The organism is Plantactinospora veratri (assembly GCF_036421995.1).
Taxonomy (GTDB): Bacteria; Actinomycetota; Actinomycetes; order Mycobacteriales; family Micromonosporaceae; genus Plantactinospora; species Plantactinospora veratri.
Window position 1 is genome coordinate 43,546 of the sequence record NZ_JAZGQL010000023.1, and the last position, 18,147, is coordinate 61,692.

An 18,147-nucleotide genomic window follows, 5' to 3' on the forward strand; every position below is an offset into this window, starting at 1 on the left:
CGGCCGGTGCGCCTGATCTTCGCCGGTACCCCGGCCGTCGCCCTGCCCAGCCTGGACGCCATCGCCGCCTCCGGACACGAACTGCTGGCCGTGGTCACCCGGCCGGACGCCCCGGCCGGTCGCGGCAGGGGGCTGGCCCGGTCACCCGTCGGGGCCTGGGCCGACGAGCGTGGCATCGAGGTGCTGACCCCGGCCAAGCCCCGGGAGCCGGAGTTCCTCGACCGGCTGCGCCAGCTCGCCCCGGAGTGCGTACCGGTGGTCGCCTACGGCGCGCTGGTGCCACCCGAGGCACTGGAGATCCCGGCGTACGGCTGGGTCAACCTGCACTTCTCGCTGCTGCCCGCCTGGCGCGGTGCCGCGCCGGTGCAGCACGCGGTGCTGCACGGCGACCAGGTCACCGGCGCCAGCGTCTTCCAACTGGAGGCCGGGCTGGACACCGGGCCGGTCTTCGGCACCGTGACCGAGGAGATCCGGCCCACCGACACCGCCGGTGACCTGCTGGAGCGCCTCGCCGCCAGCGGCAGCGGCCTGCTGGTCGCCGTGCTCGACGCGATCGGGCAGGGCACCGCGCACGCGGTGCCGCAGCCCGCCGACGGGGTCTCGCTGGCGCCGAAGCTGACCGTCGCCGACGGTGAGGTGCGCTGGTCGGAGCCGTCCTTCGCGGTGGACCGGCGGATCCGGGCCGCTACTCCGGCGCCCGGTGCCTGGACCCGGTTCCGGGGCGACCGGGTGAAGCTGGGTCCGGTGCGGCCGGTCGGCAACGGTCCCGATCTCAAGCCCGGCGAGTTGCTGGTCGAGCGCGGCCGGGTGCTGGCCGGTACCGCCAGCACCCCGGTGGAGTTGGGCGAGGTACGCGCGGCCGGCAAGCGCGCGATGCCGGCACCGGACTGGGCCCGGGGCGTACGGGTCGCCGGTGGGGAGCACTTCGGGTGAGCGAACGTACCGGACAGGTCGGCGGCACCGCACGGGCCGGAGCCGACCGGGGACGCGAGGACCGTGCGCAGGGCGGCACCGACCGGCAGCGGGACGACCAGCGGCGCGACGACCAGCGGCGGGACGCCCCCCGGGGGCGTACCGGACAGGGCGGCGCCGACCGGGGCGGCCGGGGCGCGGGCCAGTGGGACCGGGACCGGCGTCCGCCCCGGGCGGCACGGCCGGCGGTCGACCTGCCACGGCAGGCGGCGTACGAGGCGATCGAGGCGGTGCACCGGGACGACGCGTACGCCAACCTCGTCCTGCCGGGCATCCTGCGCGACCGGCGGCTGCACGGCCGGGACGCGGCCTTCGCGACCGAGCTGACCTACGGCACGCTGCGGGTCCGGGGCACCCTGGACGCGATCCTCACCGCCGCCGCCGGCCGGGACGTCGCGCGGATCGACCCGCAGCCCCGGGACGCGCTGCGGCTCGGCGCCTACCAGATCCTCTACACCCGGGTCCCGGCGCACGCCGCCGTCTCCTCAACGGTCGACCTGGTCCGTTCCCTCGCACCGGGCGCGGCCGGCTTCACCAACGCCGTGCTGCGGGAGGTCGCCGGCAAGGACCTCGACACCTGGCTGGCCGAGCTGGCCCCGTCGGCCGAGACCGACCCGATCGGGCACCTGGCCCTTACCTACAGCCATCCGGAGTGGATCGTGCGGGCCTTCTCCGAGGCGCTCGGCGGAGACCTGGGGGAGACCACCCGACTGCTGATCGAGGACAACCAGCGGCCGCCGGTGCACCTCTGCGCCCGGCCGGGCCGGGCGGACGCGGTCGAGGTCGCCGACGAGGTGGGCGGCGCGCCGGGCGCCTTCTCGCCGTACGCCGTCTACCTGGCCGGGGGAGCGCCGGGCGAGCTGGCGGTGCTCGCCGACGGCCGGGCGCACGTCCAGGACGAGGGCTCCCAACTGGTGGCCGCCGCGCTCATCGCCGCCGAGGTCGAGGGTACCGACGAACGGTGGCTCGACCTCTGTGCCGGGCCGGGTGGCAAGTCCGGCCTGCTCGGCGCGCTCGCCGCCCAGCGGGGGGCCTCGCTGACCGCGGTCGAGGTGGCCGAGCACCGGGCCCGACTGGTCTCCCAGGCCGTACGCGGGCTGCCGGTGACCGTGCTCAACGTCGACGGGCGCACCGTCGGGCGTGACCCGGACCTGCCGGAGGACTCCTTCGACCGGGTACTCGTCGACGCGCCCTGCACCGGTCTCGGCTCGTTGCGGCGGCGTCCGGAGTCCCGCTGGCGCCGCCAGCCCTCCGACCTGCCGGCGCTGACCCGGTTGCAGCGGGAGCTGCTCGGCGCCGCGCTCCGGGCGGTCCGTCCGGGCGGGGTGGTGGCGTACGTGACCTGCTCGCCGCACGTGGTGGAGACGCACGTCTCGGTCACCGAGGCGGCCCGGCGCTCCGGGGTACCGGTCGACTTCGTCGACGCCCGCCCGCTGCTGCCGGCCGGGATGCCCGGCCTCGGCGACGGCCCGACGGTGCAGCTCTGGCCGCACCGGCACGGCACCGACGCGATGTTCCTGGCGGTGTTGCGCCGAAGCTGACCGGCGGCGGCGCTGAGCTGCGCCGAAGCTGACCGGCGGCGGCGCTGAGCTGCGCCGAAGCTGAACCGGCAGCGGCGCGGCCGCCGGTGGCGGCCGGCAATGGCGCGGGTGGCGCCGGTCGGCATCCGGCTCGACTTCCACCGAAGCGGGTGGGTCGGGACACTTCCTTACATACATTGCAGGTGTGGACGGGAAGACAATGCCGGTCCGGGCCATCGGCACTCCGCTGGACAGGTTCGACGGGCCGGCGAAGGTCACCGGGACCGCCCGGTACGCCTTCGAGCACCCCGTCGACCGGCCGGCCTATCTGTTTCCGGTGCAGGCCACCGTCGCGGCGGGCCGGGTCGTCGCGGTGCAGACCTCGGCGGCGCTGGCCGAGCCGGGCGTGCTGACCGTGCTGACCCACGAGAACGCCGCCCGGGTCGCCTCGTTCGACGACCCCGAGATGGTGATCCTGCAAACGCCCGAGGTGGCGTACCGGGGGCAGTTCGTCGCCGGGGTGGTGGCGGAGACCTCCGAGGCCGCCCGTCGGGCCGCCGGTCTGGTCCGGGTGGACTACCAGGCCAGCCCGCACGACGTCGTACTGCGGGCCGACCATCCGGACCGGTACGCCCCGGAGGTGCTCAACGGCGGGTTCGCCACCGACAGCGTGCTCGGCGACCCGGAGACGGCGCTGGCCGACGCGGCGGTACGCCTGGACGCCACCTACACCACGGCCTGGTATCAGCACGCCCAGTTGGAGCCGCACTCCACCATCGCCCAGTGGGCCGACGACCGGCTCACCCTGCACGTCGGCACCCAGGGCGTGCACCGGCTGCGCGAGTCGCTGGCCACCCTCCTCGGGTTCGACCCGGAGCGGATCCGGATCGTCTCGCCGCACGTCGGCGGCGCGTTCGGCGGCAAGTTGCACACCCATCCGGACGTGGTGCTCGCGGTGCTGGCCGCGTTCGCCGTACCCGGCCGTCCGGTGAAACTCGCGCTCACCCGGCAGCAGATGTTCTCCCAGGTCGGCTACCGCACCCCGTCGGTACAGCGGGTCCGGCTCGGTGCCGGCCCGGACGGCCGGCTGGTCGCGATCGGCCACGAGGTGGTGCAGCAGACCGCGCGGCACAAGGAGTTCGCCGAGCAGACCGCCACACCGACCCGGGTGATGTACGCGGCGCCGCACCGCAGTACCACGCACCGGATGGTCCGGCTCGACGTGCCGGTACCGACGATCATGCGCGCCCCGGGCAAGGCCCCGGGGATGTACGCGCTGGAGTCGGCGATGGACGAGATGGCGATCGCCTGCGGGCAGGATCCGGTCGAGTTCCGGATCGCCAACGAACCGCCGCTCGATCCCGAGCTGGACCGGCCGTTCTCCACCCGCAACCTGGTGGCCTGCCTGCGTGAGGGCGCTCGCCGGTTCGGCTGGGCCGGCCGGGACCCGACTCCCGGGGTCCGGCGGGCCGCCGGTGGCTGGCTGGTCGGCACCGGGGTGGCCGCCTCGATGTACCCCGTCTACCAGCTCCCCGGATCCTCGGCGACGATCCGGATGGAGCCCGACGGCCGGTACGTCGTCTCGATCGGCGCCGCCGACCTCGGCACCGGCACCTGGACCTCGCTGACCCAGATCGCGGCCGACGCGCTGGCCGTACCGGTCGACCGGGTCGTGCTGCGAATCGGTGACACGGACCTGCCGGCGGCGATGTCCGCCGGTGGCTCGTCCGGGATGACGTCGTGGGGCAGCACGGTGGTCGAGGCCGCCCGCCGGCTCCGGGCCCGGGTGGCGGCCGAGCACGCCGACCCGCCGCCGCACGGCATCGAGGTCAGTGCCGACATGCCGGCGAACCCGGACCGGGAACGCTTCTCGATGTACGCCTTCGGCGCGCAGTTCGTCGAGGCCCGGGTGCACGAGGCGACCGGCGAGGTACGGGTGCCCCGGATGCTCGGCGTCTTCGCCGCCGGCCAGATCATCAACCCGAAGACGGGCCGTTCCCAACTGCTCGGCGGGATGACGATGGGACTGTCGATGGCGCTGCACGAGCAGTGCGTGGTCGATCCCCGGTTCGGTCACGTGGTCAACCACGACCTCGCCGAGTACCACATCGCGACCAATGCCGACGTCGGCTGCGTGGAGGTGCACACGCTGGTCGAGGAGGACCCGTACGTCAATCCGATGGGCTCGAAGGGAATCGGCGAGCTGGGCATCGTCGGTACCGCCGCGGCGATCGCCAACGCCGTGCACCACGCGACCGGGGTACGCGTACGCGACCTGCCGATCACACCGGACCGGTTCTTCTCGGGTGCCGCCACGATCAGAGGGTGACGGGCGCGCGAGGTGACCGGCATTCGTACACTGGCGCGGTGACCGTACCAGCGCCGATCGTCGCGCCCAGCATCCTCGCCGCAGACTTCGCCCGGCTCGCCGACGAGGTGCAGGCGGTGGAGTCCACGGCGGACTGGCTGCACGTCGATGTGATGGACAACCACTTCGTGCCGAACCTGACCATCGGGCTGCCGGTGGTGCAGAGCCTGCTGGCCGTGACCGCGCTGCCGTTCGACGTACACCTGATGATCGACGATCCGCGGCGCTGGGCGCCGAGCTACGCCGACGCCGGGGCGTACAACGTGACGTTCCACGTCGAGGCCTGCGACAACCCGGTCTCGCTGGCCAAGGACCTCCGCTCGGCGGGGGCGAAGGCCGGGCTGGCGATCGACCGGGACACCCCGATCGAACCGTACCTTGACCTGCTGCCCAGCTTCGATACATTGCTGATCATGACTATCAAGGCGGGCTTCGGGGGGCAGCGGTTCATCCCCGAGCTGCTCGACAAGGTCCGGACCGCCCGTCGGCACGTCGATGCCGGCCACCTCGAGCTGCGGGTCGAGGTGGACGGCGGCATCGCGGCCGACACCATCGAGCAGGCGGCGGCGGCCGGCGCGGACGCCTTCGTCGCCGGCACCGCCGTCTACGGCGCTGCCGACCCGGCCGCGGCGGTGACCCAGCTACGGCGGCTCGCCGAGCGCGCCGTCGCCGCCTCGTGAGCGTCGACGGGGTCGCCGAGGAGCGGCCCGACCTGATCCTGGTGGTCGACGACGACGAGGACATCGTCCGGTTCGTCTCGTTCAACCTCAAGCTGCACGGCTTCGACGTGGTGCAGGCCGGCGACGGCCAGGAGGCGCTCGAGGTGATCGAGCGGCGCCGCCCCGACCTGGCCGTGGTCGACCTGCGAATGCCCCGGATCGACGGGCTGGAGCTGACCCGGCGGCTGCGGGCCAACCCGATGACCTCGGCGCTGCCGGTGATCATGCTCACCGCCAAGGGCCTGACCGTGGACAAGGTGCACGGACTCACCGCCGGTGCCGACGACTACCTGGTCAAGCCCTTCGACACCGCCGAACTCATCGCCCGGATCAGCTCCACGCTGCGCCGCAACAAGGAGTTCCGCGAGGTCTCCCCGCTGACCGGGCTGCCCGGCAACACCCGGGTCCGCCGGGAGATCGGCGACCGGGTACGCAGCGGCGTCGACTACGCGGTCGGCTACATCGACATCGACCGGTTCAAGAGCGTCAACGACCGGTACGGCTTCGTCCGGGGCGACGAGTTCATCAGCGCGCTGGCCCGCAGCCTGCACCGGGCGGTGGTCTCGGTCGGGCTGCCGCCGGCCTTCCTCGGGCACATCGGTGGCGACGACTTCGTGATCGTCTGCGCTCCGGAGCAGGTCCGGCCGCTGACCGAGCGGGCGGTGGTCGACTTCGAGAAGACCGCCGACGAACTCTACGACCCGGAGGACGCCAAGCGGGGCTACGTCGAGCTGAAGGACCGGCGCGGCAACATCCAGCGGGCCCACCTGGTCACCCTCTCCATCGGGGTGTCGCTGTCGGTGCCGGAGCGCCGGTTCACCGACCCGCTGGAGGTGATCGCGGCCGCCTCCGAGATGAAGACGGTGGCCAAGAGCCAGCCCGGCTCGTACGTGGCGATGGACCGACGACGTACCCCGGGAGCACCGGCCGCCGACGCGGGGGAGCGGCGGCGCGGAGCGAAGTGACGACGGTCACGTTGTTGTGAGGTGGGTCGCCTCACCGGTCCGGTAGCCCCGGTTCCGTGTCACACTCGATCCGTACCCACCACGCGCTGGCGGGACTCGGTGTAATTCCGAACCGGCGGTGATCCGGGCGCAAGCCCGGTAAGCCCGCGACCCGGTCGGCTTCGGCCGCCCGGTGGACCTGGTGAGAACCCAGGGCCGACGGTTGGGGGCGGGCAGTTTCCGCGCCCAGACAGTCCGGATGGGAGACAGCGCGCGGGACGGATGGGTCCGCCGGCCGGTGCGTCTGCGCCGACCCGCGGTCCGCCGGGGTCGGCGCCTGCCGTCGTCCCCATGCTCCGCCGCCGCACGCCCGGCCACCGGCCGGTGCCCCTCCCGCGTCCCGCCCGCGCGCTACGACGACGGGCAAGGGAGAGGGAACGGCATGGGGGGCGTCTCCGCCGACGAGGCGATGCGCCGGGCGATCGCGCTGGCGGCCCGCGGCCTTGGCACGACGAGTCCCAATCCCCTGGTCGGCTGCGTGCTGCTCGACCCGCGCGGCGAGATCGTCGGCGAGGGCTTCCACGCGTACGCCGGCGGGCCGCACGCCGAGATCGTCGCGCTGGCCCAGGCCGGTGAGCGGGCCCGGGGCGGTACCGCCGTGGTGACCCTGGAACCCTGCGACCACACCGGGCGTACCGGGCCGTGCAGCGGGGCGCTGATCTCGGCCGGGGTCCGCCGGGTGGTGGTCGGGGTGCCCGACCCGAACCCGATCGCGACGGGTGGGATCGAGCGACTGCGGGCGGCCGGGGTCGAGGTCGAGGTCGGGGTACGCGCCGCCGAGGCGGAGGCCGGCAACCTGGCCTGGCTGACGGCGGTACGCCGGAGGAGGCCGTACCTGATCTGGAAGTACGCGGCGACCCTGGACGGCCGGATCGCGGCGGCGGACGGCACCAGCATGTGGATCACCTCCGAGGCGGCCCGGATCGACGTGCACGCGCTGCGCGGCACCGTCGACGCGGTGATCGCCGGGGTCGGCACCGTGCTCGCCGACGACCCGAGACTGACCGTGCGGAACCTGCGCGACGGCAGCCTGGCGATCCGGCAGCCGCTGCGGGTGGTGGTGGACAGCACCGGCCGTACCCCGTCGGACGCCCGGGTCCGGGACGGCGCCGCACCGACCTGGGTGGCGACCGCCAAGGAGGTCGGCACCGGCCCGGACGGCCACGTCGACCTGCCCCGGCTGCTCGCCGAGCTCTACCGGCGCGGCGTCCGGGCGGCGCTGCTGGAGGGCGGCCCGACCCTGGCCGGCGCCTTCCTCGCCGCCGGCCTGGTCGACAAGGTGGTCGGCTACCTGGCGCCGAAGCTGCTCGGCGCCGGCCCGGCCGCGCTCGGCGAGGCGGGCGCGCGTTCGATCTCCGAGGTCATCGACCTGGAGTTCACCGATGTCACACCGGTCGGCCCCGATCTGCGGGTCACCGCGTATCCCCGGAAGACGGAGGGCTGAGCATGTTCACCGGCATCGTGGAGGAGTTGGGCGAGCTGGTCCGGCGGGACGACACCGGAGGCGACTCGGCGCTGGTCGCGATCCGCGGCCCGGTGGTCACCTCGGACGCCCGGCACGGCGACTCGATCTCCGTCAACGGGGTCTGTCTGACCGTGGTGACCGTCGACGGTGACACGTTCACCGCCGACGTGATGGGCGAGACGTTCCGGCGTACCGCGCTGGGGGCGCTGCGCCCGGGTGACCCGGTCAACCTGGAGCGGGCCGCCACCCTCGGCAGCCGGCTCGGCGGCCACCTGGTGCAGGGGCACGTCGACGGAGTTGCCGAGATCATCGGGCGGGAGCCGGCCGAGCAGTGGGAGACGGTCACCTTCGGTCTCCCCGCCGACCTCGGGCGATACGTCGTGGAGAAGGGCTCGATCACCGTCGACGGTGTCTCGCTGACCGTCGCCGCGCTGACCCCGCAGACCTTCTCGGTCGGGCTGATCCCGACCACGCTGGCCGCCACCACGCTCGGCCGCAAGGGTGTCGGCGAGCCGGTCAACCTCGAGGTTGACGTCCTCGCCAAGTACGTCGAACGACTGCTGACGACCGGCGGGCGACTGCCGGTGGACGGACTGGAGGCCGTGGCATGAGCGAGCGGGGCGAGCGAATCAGCCGGTTCGGTGCGGATGAGCCTCATGGCGGCCCGGAGCGCGGCGGAGAGGCCGGCATGAGCACCGAATTCGGCACCATCGAAGCCGCACTGGCGGACATCGCGGCCGGTCGACCGGTCGTCGTGGTCGACGACGAGGATCGGGAGAACGAGGGCGACCTGATCTTCGCCGCCGACCGGGCCACTCCGGAACTGGTCGCGTTCATGGTCCGCTACACCTCCGGCTACATCTGCGCGCCGCTGACCGAGGAGGACTGCGACCGCCTCGAACTGCCGCCGATGTACCACACCAACCAGGACAAGCGGGGGACCGCGTACACGGTGACGGTCGACGCGCGGGAGGGGGTCAGCACCGGCATCTCCGCCGCCGACCGGGCGCACACGATCCGGCTGCTCGCCGACCCGGCGACCGACGCCACCGACCTGAGCCGGCCGGGGCACGTGGTCCCGCTGCGGGCCAAGACCGGCGGCGTACTGCGTCGTCCCGGGCACACCGAGGCGGCCGTCGACCTCGCCCGGCTCGCCGGAGGACGCCCCGCCGGGGTGCTCTGCGAGCTGGTCAACGACGACGGCACCATGATGCGCCTGCCCGACCTGGAGAAGTTCGCCGCCGAGCACGGCCTCACGCTGATCACCATCGCGGACCTGATCGCCTACCGGCGGCGTACCGAGACGGACGTCGAGCAGGTGGTCGAGACCCGGCTGCCGCTGCCGTACGGGCCGTTCCGGGCGGTCGGCTACCGGGCCCGGCAGGACGGCGCCGAGCACATCGCGCTGGTCTACGGCGACCTCGGCGACGGCCAGGACGTGCTGGTACGGGTGCACTCCGAGTGCCTGACCGGGGACGTCTTCGGCTCGCTGCGCTGCGACTGCGGCCCGCAGCTCGACGCCGCACTGGCCCGGGTCGCCGCCGAGGGGCGGGGGGTGGTGCTCTACATGCGCGGCCACGAGGGGCGCGGGATCGGGCTGCTGCACAAGCTCCAGGCGTACCAGTTGCAGGACCTCGGCCGGGACACCGTCGACGCCAACCTGGACCTCGGGCTGCCCGCCGACGCCCGGGACTACGGCACCGGCGCGCAGATCCTCTACGACCTCGGGGTCCGCTCGATGCGGCTGCTGACGAACAACCCGGCCAAGCGGGCCGGGCTGGAGGGGTACGGGCTGACCGTGGTGGGCCGGGAGGCGATGCCGGTCCGGGCCACCCCGGAGAACGTCCGCTACCTGCGGACCAAGCGGGACCGGATGGGGCACCTGCTGGACGGGTTGGAGGCTCCGGCCGACGCCGGGGAGCTGACGGAACTCGCGGAGATGACGGAAAGGTTGGCGTGACGATGGCGGGGTTCGGAGAGCCGGGACTGTCGACGGTGGAGGCGTCCGGGCTGACCGTGGGGGTGGTGGCCGCGCGCTGGCACGGCGAACTCACCGACCACATGGTCGACCGGGCGGTGACCGCGGCCAAGGCGTGCGGGGTGGACGACGTGGTCGTGGTCCGGGTGGCCGGTTCGGTGGAGCTGCCGGTGGTGGCCCAGGCGCTGGCCCGGCGCTGCGACGCCGTGGTCGCGCTGGGCGTGGTGATCCGGGGCGCCACCGCGCACTTCGACTACGTGTGCCAGTCGGTGACCGAGGGGCTGACCCGGGTCGCGCTGGACAGTGCTAAGCCGGTGGCGCACGGCGTGCTGACGGTGAACGACCTGGAGCAGGCCCGGGACCGGGCCGGGCTGCCCGGCTCGGCCGAGGACAAGGGCTGGGCGGCCACCACGGCGGCCCTGGAGGCCGCCGTGGCGATCCGGGCGATCGCCGCCCGGCCGTAGCCCGGCCCGGGCCGCCGGTCAGCCGACCTGGAGCCGGCCCGCCTCGATGACCCGGCGGAGGAACTGCCGGGTACGGGGCTGGGTCGGCTCGCCGAGCACCTGCTCCGGCGGCCCCTCCTCGATCACCCGTCCGCCGTCGAGGAAGCAGACCCGGTCGGCGACCTCGCGGGCGAAGCTCATCTCGTGGGTGGCCAGCACCATGGTCATGCCGTCCGCCTTCAGGTCCCGGATCATCGTCAGCACCTCACCGACGAGCTCCGGGTCCAGCGCCGAGGTCACCTCGTCGAGCAGCAGGAGCCGGGGCGAGTTGACCAGCGCCCGGACGATCGCCACCCGCTGCTGCTGGCCGCCGGAGAGCCGGTCCGGATAGTCGGCCGCCTTCTCGGCCAGCCCGACCCGGGCGAGCAGCTCCCGGGCCTGCGCCTCGGCCTCGGCGCGGTCCCGCCGGTGCACCCGGACCGGTGCCAGGGTGATGTTGTCCAGCACCCGCAGGTGCGGGAAGAGGTTGTACGCCTGGAAGACGATGCCGATCCGTCGGCGTACCAGGTCGGGGTCGACGCGCGGGTCGGTGACGTGTTCGCCGTCCAGGTGGATCGTGCCGTCGTCGATCTCCTCCAGCAGGTTCACGCAGCGCAGCAGGGTGGACTTGCCGGAGCCGGAGGCGCCGATCAACGCCACCACCTCGTGCTCGGTCACGTCCAGGTCGAGGTCGTCGAGTACGACGTGCCCGCCGAAGACCTTGCGCAGCCCCCGGCAGCTCAACACCGGTGTGCTCATCGGGCGGCCTGCCGGCGGGCGGCACGCAGGGTCACCCAGTCGGTGACCGCGATCAGTGGCACGGCGAGCAGCACGAAGAGCACCCCCGCGACAATGTACGGGGTGAAGTTGAAACTCTCGGCGGTGGCGATCTGGGCGGCCCGTACCGCGTCGATCGGACCGGCCAGCGAGACCAGCCCGACGTCCTTCTGCAGCGCGACCACGTCGTTGAGCAGCGGCGGGGCGACCCGGCGGACCGCCTGCGGCAGCACCACGTGCCGCATCGTCTGCCGGTAGGTGAGCCCGAGCGACCGGGCGGCGGCGAGCTGGCTCGGATGGATCGACTCGATGCCGGCCCGGAACACCTCGGCGAGGTAGCCGCCGTAGGTCAGCACCAGGGCGATCCCGCCGAGCACCAGCACCGGTGGCATCCCCTGCAACCGCAACCCCGGCACGCCGAGGGTGAGTACGTAGATCACGATGATCAGCGGCAGCCCGCGGAACGTGTAGGTGTAGCCGGCGGCCAGCGCCCGGACCGGGAAGAAGACCGGCCCGCGCAGGGTACGCAGCACCGCCACCACCAGGCCGAGGGCGAGCGCGCCGAGGGCGCAGAAGAAGAGCAGCCGGACGTTGAGCCAGAGCCCGGTGAGGATCTCCGGCAGGGCGGCCCGGCCGATGCGTGGGTCGAGGAAGGACTCCCGTACCCGCGCCCAGCCGGGGGACCCGGTCACCGCGACCACCAGCAGGGTGCCGAGTACTCCGGTCGAGGCGGCGGCGACCAGCACCGAGCGGACCGTCTGCCGTTTCCGGTAGGCGGTCCGCTGGCGGGCGATCGGTGACGGGTGGTGGTCGGTCAGGGTCACGTGATGTCGGCTACGCCGGCCACCTCGGAGAGCCAGGTCCGCTCCAGGTTGCCGAGGGTGCCGTTGGCACGGAGCGCGTCGACCGCACCGCTGACGCAGCCGGTCAGCGGCGAGTCCTTGTCGAGCAGCAGGCCGAAGGCCTCCGGAAGCCCGACCTGTGGCAACTGCCCGACGATGGTGGCGTCCTTGACCTCGGCCGAGGTGATGTAGAAGGCGGTGGGCAGGTCCACCACGATGCCGTCGAGCTGGCCGTTCTGCAACGCCTTCTTCGCGTCGTCGTTGGTGTTGTAGACCTGCGGCTTGACCGTCGGCTTGATCACGTCGGTGATCGCCTGGTAGCTGGTGCTGCCCACCTGCGCGCCGAGCTTGGCCCCCTGGAGATCGGCCAGCCGGGTCTTCCCGGTGATCCGGGAGCCCTTCCCGGCGACGACCGCCTGCCGGACCAGGTAGTACGGCGAGGTGAAGTCGACCGCCTGCTTGCGCTCGTCGGTGATCGAGAACTGGTTGATGTCGAAGTCGAACTCCTTCGGCCCCGGCGCGATCGCGGTGTCGAACTTGACCCGTACCCACTGCACGTCGATCCTCGCGAAGCCGAGCTGCTTCGCGACCTCGTAGGCGACCGCCGACTCGAAGCCCTTGCCGTTGCCGGGCAGGTTGTCGGCGAACCACGGCGCGTACGCCGGGTCGTCGGTCGCCACGGTCAACTTGCCCGGGGTACGCGTCTTCAGCTCGGCCTTGGTGCAGGCGGCCTGCGCCGGATTGGGTGCGGGTTGGTTCTGGGGCGCGCAGCCGACGAGGGCCGCGAGAACAACGGTGGCGGTCGTGAGCGCGACCGGCAGAGATCGGCGAGCCATGGCCGACAGCATAGGCACACGTCGACGAAGATCCATAGACAATCTCATCGATCACCCGGGCATTTCCGCCCGTCACCGGCCTGTCGAGTGGTGTCGGACCACCGCGGCGGGTAAACCGGAACGGGGGGTAGCGCGTCATGCAACCGTGACGACCCAACTGGTCTCCGACCCGCCAGGCGGGAGGACCATGACACGACCGGCACCACCACAGTGGTCGGCGGACGAGGCCATCAGCAGCCTCTTCGCCGCGCACTACCGTCCGCTGGTACGACTCGCCACGCTGCTCCTGCACGACCAGGGAGCGGCCGAGGAGATCGTCCAGGACGGCTACGTCGCGCTGCACGGGCACTGGTCCCGGCTGCGCGACGCCGACCGCGCTCTCGGCTACCTGCGGACCAGCGTGCTGAACCGGTGCCGGTCGGCGCTGCGGCACCGCCGGGTGGTGACCGCCTATCTGGCCGGAGCCGGGCCGGTGGCGGACGCGCCGAGCGCGGAGAGCGGCGCGCTCGACCTGCTCCAGCACGACGCGGTGATGGCGGCGCTGCGTACCCTGCCGACCCGGCAGCGGGAGGCGCTGGTGCTGCGCTACTACCTCGACCTCTCCGAGGCCGAGACCGCGAACCTGATGAGGGTCAGCCGGGGTGCGGTGAAGAGCCACACCTTCCGAGGGCTGGCCGCGCTCAAGCAGAGCCTGGGGGCGGAGCGATGAACGAGGAGATGCTGCGCCGGGTACTCGCGGACGAGGCCGACCGGACCGAGCCGGGACCGGGCGCGCTGCCCGAGATCCAGCGGCGGATCGCCGCCGGCGACCGGGGCGGCGCGCGGCGCCGGTGGCGCCGGCCGGAATGGTCACTGCCCCGGCTCGCCGGGGTCCGGTGGGGTGGCTGGTCACCGCTGGCGGCCGGTGCCGTGACGGTCGCCACCCTGAGCGCGGCGGCGGTGATGGTCGGGCTGGTCAGCACGGTCGTGCCGACACCGTCCGACCGGGTCGAGCCGCCGCCCGGCGCCGTCGGCGCGCAGCGGTCGGCGAGTGCGACACCGGACGAGGTGCGGCCCGGACCGACCCCGCCGGACGGCGCGGTCGCCCCGTCGGTCGGCACCGGACCGGGTACGCCGGCAGCCGGCCCCACCGCGGCCACCACCGGCCTGCCGGTCTACTACCTCGGCGGCGACCCGGGCCGACCCCGGCTCTACCGGGAGTTCCACCGGCTGTGGCTGCACGACGGCTCGGCCCGGGACCGGGTCACCGCCGCGCTGCGGAACCTGCTGGACGGGCCGGTCGGGATGGACCCGGACTACCGCAACCCGTGGCCGGTCGGGACCGACCTGCGGGAGGTGACCGTCGCCGACGGCGTCGCCACCGTCGACCTGGCCGGGGCGGCCGACAACGACGTCGACGAGGCCAGCGCGCGGCTGGCCGTGCAGCAACTGGTCTGGACCGCCACCGCCGTACCCGGGGTCTCCGGGTTGCGGCTGCGGCTGGACGGGGCACCGGTCGACCGGCTCTGGGGGCGGGTCGACACCTCCGGGGTGCTGCGCCGGGCCCCGGCGATGGAGGTGCTCGCCCCGGTCTGGCTGATCTCGCCGCAGCACGCCGACACGGTGAGCCGGAGCTTCCAGGTGCACATCGCCGGGATCCTCCCCGAGGCGACCGCCCAGCTCCGGATCCAGCGGGGTACCCGTACGGTGCGCGAGCAGGTGGTCACGCTCTCCATCGCCGGGCCGGCCCAGGGCGAGGCGAAGGTCGACCTCACGCTGCCGCCGGGCAGGTACACGCTGACCGCGTACGCGATCTCGCTGGCGGACGGGACGGAGCAGTTCCTCGACGACCACACCGTGACAGTGCGCTGACCCTCCGCCCGGGGTGTAAGGAAGGGGCCCTTCTACAACAGAAAACGATAAGAAGGGGCCCTTCCTTTCCGGCCGGCGGTCCACCTGGTGGGCCGGCGGCCGACCCGGCGGCCGGGCCGGTGCCGGTCGGCTGCGAGAATCGGATTCCGTGAAGACGTTCGAGGAGCTGTTCGCCGAGCTGCAGGCCAAGGCCGCGGCCGGCACCCCCGGCTCGGCGACGGTGGCCGCGCTGGAGCGCGGCGTGCACGCGATCGGCAAGAAGGTCGTCGAGGAGGCGGCCGAGGCGTGGATGGCCGCCGAGCACGAGGGCCCGGAACGGGCCGCCGAGGAGATCTCCCAGTTGCTCTACCAGGCGCAGGTGCTGATGCTCGCCACCGGTCTGGAACTCAAGGACGTCTACCGACATCTGTAGTGCCCGCCGCGTCCCCGGCCGACGCCGGGACGCGACCGTCAGCCCGATTCCGATCCCTGACCGCGAGGAGCACTACCGATGCTGCGCATCGCCATACCCAACAAAGGCACCCTCTCCGGACCGGCCGCCCAGATGCTGCGCGAGGCGGGCTACCGCCAGCGCGGTGACGACCGCGACCTGATCTGCCGGGACGACGCCAACGACGTCGAGTTCTTCTACCTGCGCCCCAAGGACATCGCCACCTACGTCGGCTCCGGCGACCTCGACCTCGGCATCACCGGCCGGGACCTGCTGGTCGACTCGGCCAGCCCGGCCGAGGAGATCGTCGACCTGGACTTCGGCGGCTCGATCTTCCGGTTCGCCGCCCGGCCGGAAACCGTCTCGACGGTCGACGAGATCGCTGGGCGGCGCATCGCCACCGCCTATCCCGGGGTGGTCGAGGGGTACCTCGCCGCACACCAGCTCAGCGCGACGGTGATCCGGCTCGACGGCGCGGTCGAGAACGCCGTACGCCTCGGCGTGGCCGACGTGGTCGCGGACGTCGTCTCCACCGGCGCGACGTTGCGGCAGGCCGGGCTGGCCATCATCGGTGAACCGATCCTGCGCTCCTCGGCCGTACTGGTGCGTCGGACCGGTGCGCCGGCCAACGGGCAGGTGGACCAGCTCGTCCGGCGCCTGCAGGGCGTACTCGTCGCCCGCCGGTACGTGATGCTCGCCTACGACGTCCGGGCCGATCTGCTGGAGAAGGCCAGCGCGCTCACCCCGGGGATGGAGTCCCCGACCATCTCGCCGCTGCACCGGGAGGGCTGGGTGGCGGTGCAGGCGATGGTGCTGCGCCAGGACGTACACCGGATCATGGACGAGCTGTACGACGTCGGCGCCAGGGCGATCCTGGTCACCGACATCCACGCCTGCCGGTTGTAGCCGGTCGCTCGACCGGGCCAGCGTCGGGGCCAAGGCGACCTCGGGCCAAGGCCACCGTCCGGTTGCCCTTCGCCCTCGTGGCACAACCCGAAGGATCACCGGACGGTGGCCGTCCCCCTACACCGGCCCCCCGACAGCCAGACCGTACGACGCCGAGCAGCCGGTCGCGAGGGAGCGATCCGCACAGTGAGTGCCGGTGCCGGTGCCGCCGTGCACAGCGAGTGCCGGTGCCGGTGCTGCCGTGCACGGGGTCAGCCCGACGGTCAACCCGACGGTCAGCCCTCGGCCAGTTCGAGCGCGCGTATGGCGAGCCAGAGTTCGTGTCGGGCGTCCGGCGCGTGCAGCAGCGAACGCCCGAGCGCCTGCTCGGCCCGGGCGAGCCGCTTGCGGGTGGCTGACACGGAGACGCCGAGCACGGTCGAGGTGGCGGCGAGACTGGTGTCGGCGGCGAGCCAGGCCCGTACCGTCTCGAACCCGGTCGACCGGTCCGCCGGCCGCAGCGGCCCGAGCCGGGTCCGGGCCCACGCCGTCACGGCCGGGGCGGCGAGCAGGTGGTCGAGGGTGACCTCCCGGCTGGCCGGCGCGGCTCCGGCCGGCACCGTGTCGGGCCCCGTGATCTGCGGCCGTGGCGTGCCGGGTCCGGTGCTCTGCGGCCGTGGCGTGCCGGGTTCCGGGCTTTGCGGGCGTGGTGCGTCGCGCAGCCGCAGCGCGAGCCAGGCGGCGGAGCGGTCCCGGATCCGGAGGAGATCCAGTCCGAGCAGCGTGTTGAGCAGTCGCAGCCGGCCGGCCAGGGTGTTTCGGTGGATCTTGAGGTGTCGGCTGGCAGCGCTGTCGAAGGCCAGCCACGAGTTGAGCGTGCCGAGCAACTCCGCCGCCCCCGGGTCGGCCCGCCGGGCCGGCCTGTGGTCGAGGCAGGGTTGCAGCAGCCGCTGTGCCCAGGCGTACCCGTCCGGGCCGGTGAGCGGAGCCAGGTCGTGCTGCCGGTCGAACCGGGCGTACCCGGTCGCAGCCCGGGCCACCGCCAGCGCGTGGAAGGCCTGCTCGTAGCCGCTGGCGGTCTCCGGCAACGCGACCGGCTCGCTCATCCCGACCCGGCACTGCCGGGCCCGGGCGGTGATGAGCCGCCCGAGCCGGTCCGCCGGATCGGCCCGCCCGGCGGCCCGCTGGCCGGTCTCCCGGCTCGGCGTCGGGGCGTCGCCGCCGGACGGCTCGGCCGGGACGAGCGCGATGAGATGATTCGAGCGGACCGGACAGGGCACGATCCAGGCCCGGCCGGCCAGCGACCGGTCGATCTCGGCGGCGACCTCGTACCGTTGCCGGCCGACACACTCGATCACACAGACCCGGAGCGCCTCGGGTAGCTGGGGCCGGAGCGCCGAGGCGATCCGCCGGGCGGGCGGCACGTCGCCGACCATCAACAGGTGCAGTACCGCCTCCCGGCCGTGCGCGTCGGCGGCGGCGATCCGCCGGCGGGCCCGGTCCGCCTCCTCGACCCGCCAACAGAGCGACAGCGTCCGCGCGGTGTCGGCGAGGAGTTCGCCGAGCTGCCGCTCGGCGGCGGCGACCACCACGAGGTACCCGATCTGTTCCTCGGCCCGGGCGACCAGTGCGGCGGCGGACCGGTCCGGGTCGCCGCCGCCCAGCCGCAGCAGGTGCACCCTGGCCGGCCCGGCGGTGTCGACCACGGCGGCGCTGGACCCGCGCCGGGACAGGTCCGCGACGGCGGCGCCGACCGCCCGGGACAGCGGGGTGCCGGGCCCGAGCCGGTCGGCGGGTCCGGCGAGTACTTTCCGGTCGGCCCGGACCAGCAGGGCCAGTCCGCCGGTACGCCGCCCGAGCCAGTCCAGGATCGCGCGCACCGCGTCCCGCCCGACGGAGAGGCGGGCGAGGGTCAGCAGATCGTCGGCACGGCTCGGCGCGGCCACGTCACCTGATTCCCGGCTCATCGGGTGCTGACTCCTCGGTACGTCCTCCCGGGTCGGCGAAGTCCGGCGGGG

The 18,147-nt window shown here is 73.6% G+C and carries 17 protein-coding genes and 1 riboswitch; of the genes, 13 read left to right on the plus strand and 4 right to left on the minus strand.

What is annotated here, in order from left to right:
* Positions 1 to 6 precede the first annotated feature (6 nt).
* The 9 genes from fmt to ribH all read left to right on the plus strand — a co-directional run bounded on the left by fmt (position 7) and on the right by ribH (position 10,490).
* Entirely contained in the window at positions 7 to 933 is a 927-nt protein-coding gene (gene fmt / locus V1634_RS25610) for a methionyl-tRNA formyltransferase (RefSeq protein WP_331210469.1), read from the plus strand.
* Positions 930 to 2,513: an RsmB/NOP family class I SAM-dependent RNA methyltransferase gene (locus V1634_RS25615; RefSeq protein ID WP_331210437.1), complete on the plus strand. Its 1,584-nt coding sequence runs from the start codon at positions 930 to 932 to the stop codon at positions 2,511 to 2,513. Before fmt ends, V1634_RS25615 begins: the two co-directional genes overlap by 4 nt.
* Positions 2,514 to 2,697: 184 nt before the next feature.
* Positions 2,698 to 4,821, plus strand: a complete 2,124-nt coding sequence (locus V1634_RS25620; RefSeq protein ID WP_331210438.1) for a xanthine dehydrogenase family protein molybdopterin-binding subunit — start codon at positions 2,698 to 2,700, stop codon at positions 4,819 to 4,821.
* Between the two features lie 38 nt (positions 4,822 to 4,859).
* Positions 4,860 to 5,540: a ribulose-phosphate 3-epimerase gene (gene rpe, locus V1634_RS25625; RefSeq protein ID WP_331210439.1), complete on the plus strand. Its 681-nt coding sequence runs from the start codon at positions 4,860 to 4,862 to the stop codon at positions 5,538 to 5,540.
* Complete coding sequence (locus V1634_RS25630) at positions 5,537 to 6,544, plus strand: GGDEF domain-containing response regulator (protein WP_107262798.1); 1,008 nt, start codon at positions 5,537 to 5,539, stop codon at positions 6,542 to 6,544. Before rpe ends, V1634_RS25630 begins: the two co-directional genes overlap by 4 nt.
* An 81-nt stretch (positions 6,545 to 6,625) precedes the next feature.
* A riboswitch (FMN riboswitch) is annotated at positions 6,626 to 6,798 on the plus strand.
* A 167-nt stretch (positions 6,799 to 6,965) separates the two neighbouring features.
* A complete protein-coding gene (gene ribD / locus V1634_RS25635) occupies positions 6,966 to 8,027 on the plus strand; it encodes a bifunctional diaminohydroxyphosphoribosylaminopyrimidine deaminase/5-amino-6-(5-phosphoribosylamino)uracil reductase RibD (RefSeq protein ID WP_331210440.1) in 1,062 nt (353 codons plus the stop codon).
* Positions 8,028 to 8,029: 2 nt separating this feature from the next.
* Positions 8,030 to 8,659 carry a riboflavin synthase gene (locus tag V1634_RS25640; RefSeq protein ID WP_331210441.1) on the plus strand — a complete coding sequence of 210 codons (630 nt, stop codon included), beginning with the start codon at positions 8,030 to 8,032 and terminating at the stop codon, positions 8,657 to 8,659.
* A 77-nt stretch (positions 8,660 to 8,736) separates the two neighbouring features.
* Complete coding sequence (locus tag V1634_RS25645; protein ID WP_331210442.1) at positions 8,737 to 10,008, plus strand: bifunctional 3,4-dihydroxy-2-butanone-4-phosphate synthase/GTP cyclohydrolase II; 1,272 nt, start codon at positions 8,737 to 8,739, stop codon at positions 10,006 to 10,008.
* Between the two features lie 2 nt (positions 10,009 to 10,010).
* Positions 10,011 to 10,490 (plus strand): 6,7-dimethyl-8-ribityllumazine synthase, encoded by a 480-nt coding sequence (gene ribH, locus V1634_RS25650; RefSeq protein ID WP_331210443.1) that lies wholly within the window; start codon positions 10,011 to 10,013, stop codon positions 10,488 to 10,490.
* Positions 10,491 to 10,508: 18 nt separating this feature from the next.
* On the opposite strand, the gene V1634_RS25655 is transcribed toward ribH, so the two are convergent.
* Genes V1634_RS25655 through V1634_RS25665 form a run of 3 tightly spaced genes read right to left on the minus strand, consistent with a single transcriptional unit; the run spans position 10,509 to position 12,963 of the window.
* Positions 10,509 to 11,267, minus strand: coding sequence for an amino acid ABC transporter ATP-binding protein (locus V1634_RS25655; protein WP_331210444.1), 759 nt, complete (start codon positions 11,265 to 11,267; stop codon positions 10,509 to 10,511).
* Positions 11,264 to 12,103: an amino acid ABC transporter permease gene (locus V1634_RS25660; RefSeq protein ID WP_331210470.1), complete on the minus strand. Its 840-nt coding sequence runs from the start codon at positions 12,101 to 12,103 to the stop codon at positions 11,264 to 11,266. Before V1634_RS25660 ends, V1634_RS25655 begins: the two co-directional genes overlap by 4 nt.
* Before the next feature lie 2 nt (positions 12,104 to 12,105).
* The gene (locus V1634_RS25665) at positions 12,106 to 12,963 is read right to left on the minus strand and encodes an ABC transporter substrate-binding protein (RefSeq protein ID WP_331210445.1); all 858 of its coding nucleotides are present in this window, start codon (positions 12,961 to 12,963) and stop codon (positions 12,106 to 12,108) included.
* A gap of 187 nt (positions 12,964 to 13,150) precedes the next feature.
* On the opposite strand from V1634_RS25665, the gene V1634_RS25670 reads away from it, so the two are divergent.
* The 4 genes from V1634_RS25670 (at position 13,151) to hisG (ending at position 16,150) form a co-directional block, all read left to right on the plus strand.
* Positions 13,151 to 13,672 (plus strand): SigE family RNA polymerase sigma factor, encoded by a 522-nt coding sequence (locus V1634_RS25670; protein ID WP_331210446.1) that lies wholly within the window; start codon positions 13,151 to 13,153, stop codon positions 13,670 to 13,672.
* The gene (locus V1634_RS25675; protein WP_331210447.1) at positions 13,669 to 14,814 is read left to right on the plus strand and encodes a GerMN domain-containing protein; all 1,146 of its coding nucleotides are present in this window, start codon (positions 13,669 to 13,671) and stop codon (positions 14,812 to 14,814) included. The genes V1634_RS25670 and V1634_RS25675 overlap by 4 nt, the downstream gene beginning before the upstream one ends.
* Positions 14,815 to 14,962: 148 nt before the next feature.
* Positions 14,963 to 15,226: a phosphoribosyl-ATP diphosphatase gene (locus V1634_RS25680; RefSeq protein ID WP_101366712.1), complete on the plus strand. Its 264-nt coding sequence runs from the start codon at positions 14,963 to 14,965 to the stop codon at positions 15,224 to 15,226.
* A gap of 78 nt (positions 15,227 to 15,304) precedes the next feature.
* Positions 15,305 to 16,150 carry an ATP phosphoribosyltransferase gene (hisG, locus tag V1634_RS25685; RefSeq protein WP_331210448.1) on the plus strand — a complete coding sequence of 282 codons (846 nt, stop codon included), beginning with the start codon at positions 15,305 to 15,307 and terminating at the stop codon, positions 16,148 to 16,150.
* Positions 16,151 to 16,425: 275 nt separating this feature from the next.
* Here the strand turns inward: hisG and V1634_RS25690 are convergent, their stop codons facing one another.
* Positions 16,426 to 18,096, minus strand: a complete 1,671-nt coding sequence (locus V1634_RS25690) for a helix-turn-helix domain-containing protein (protein WP_331210449.1) — start codon at positions 18,094 to 18,096, stop codon at positions 16,426 to 16,428.
* Positions 18,097 to 18,147 lie beyond the last annotated feature (51 nt).

Bases quoted from the DNA above. Each gene is read 5' to 3' on its own strand.
- V1634_RS25670 (WP_331210446.1), top strand. From the start codon at position 13,151: ATGACACGACCGGCACCACCACAGTGGTCGGCGGACGAGGCCATCAGC.
- V1634_RS25675 (WP_331210447.1), top strand. From the start codon at position 13,669: ATGAACGAGGAGATGCTGCGCCGGGTACTCGCGGACGAGGCCGACCGG.
- V1634_RS25690 (WP_331210449.1), bottom strand. From the start codon at position 18,096: ATGAGCCGGGAATCAGGTGACGTGGCCGCGCCGAGCCGTGCCGACGAT.
- ribD (WP_331210440.1), top strand. From the start codon at position 6,966: ATGGGGGGCGTCTCCGCCGACGAGGCGATGCGCCGGGCGATCGCGCTG.
- ribH (WP_331210443.1), top strand. From the start codon at position 10,011: ATGGCGGGGTTCGGAGAGCCGGGACTGTCGACGGTGGAGGCGTCCGGG.
- V1634_RS25665 (WP_331210445.1), bottom strand. From the start codon at position 12,963: ATGGCTCGCCGATCTCTGCCGGTCGCGCTCACGACCGCCACCGTTGTT.
- V1634_RS25640 (WP_331210441.1), top strand. From the start codon at position 8,030: ATGTTCACCGGCATCGTGGAGGAGTTGGGCGAGCTGGTCCGGCGGGAC.
- hisG (WP_331210448.1), top strand. From the start codon at position 15,305: ATGCTGCGCATCGCCATACCCAACAAAGGCACCCTCTCCGGACCGGCC.
- V1634_RS25645 (WP_331210442.1), top strand. From the start codon at position 8,737: ATGAGCACCGAATTCGGCACCATCGAAGCCGCACTGGCGGACATCGCG.
- V1634_RS25655 (WP_331210444.1), bottom strand. From the start codon at position 11,267: ATGAGCACACCGGTGTTGAGCTGCCGGGGGCTGCGCAAGGTCTTCGGC.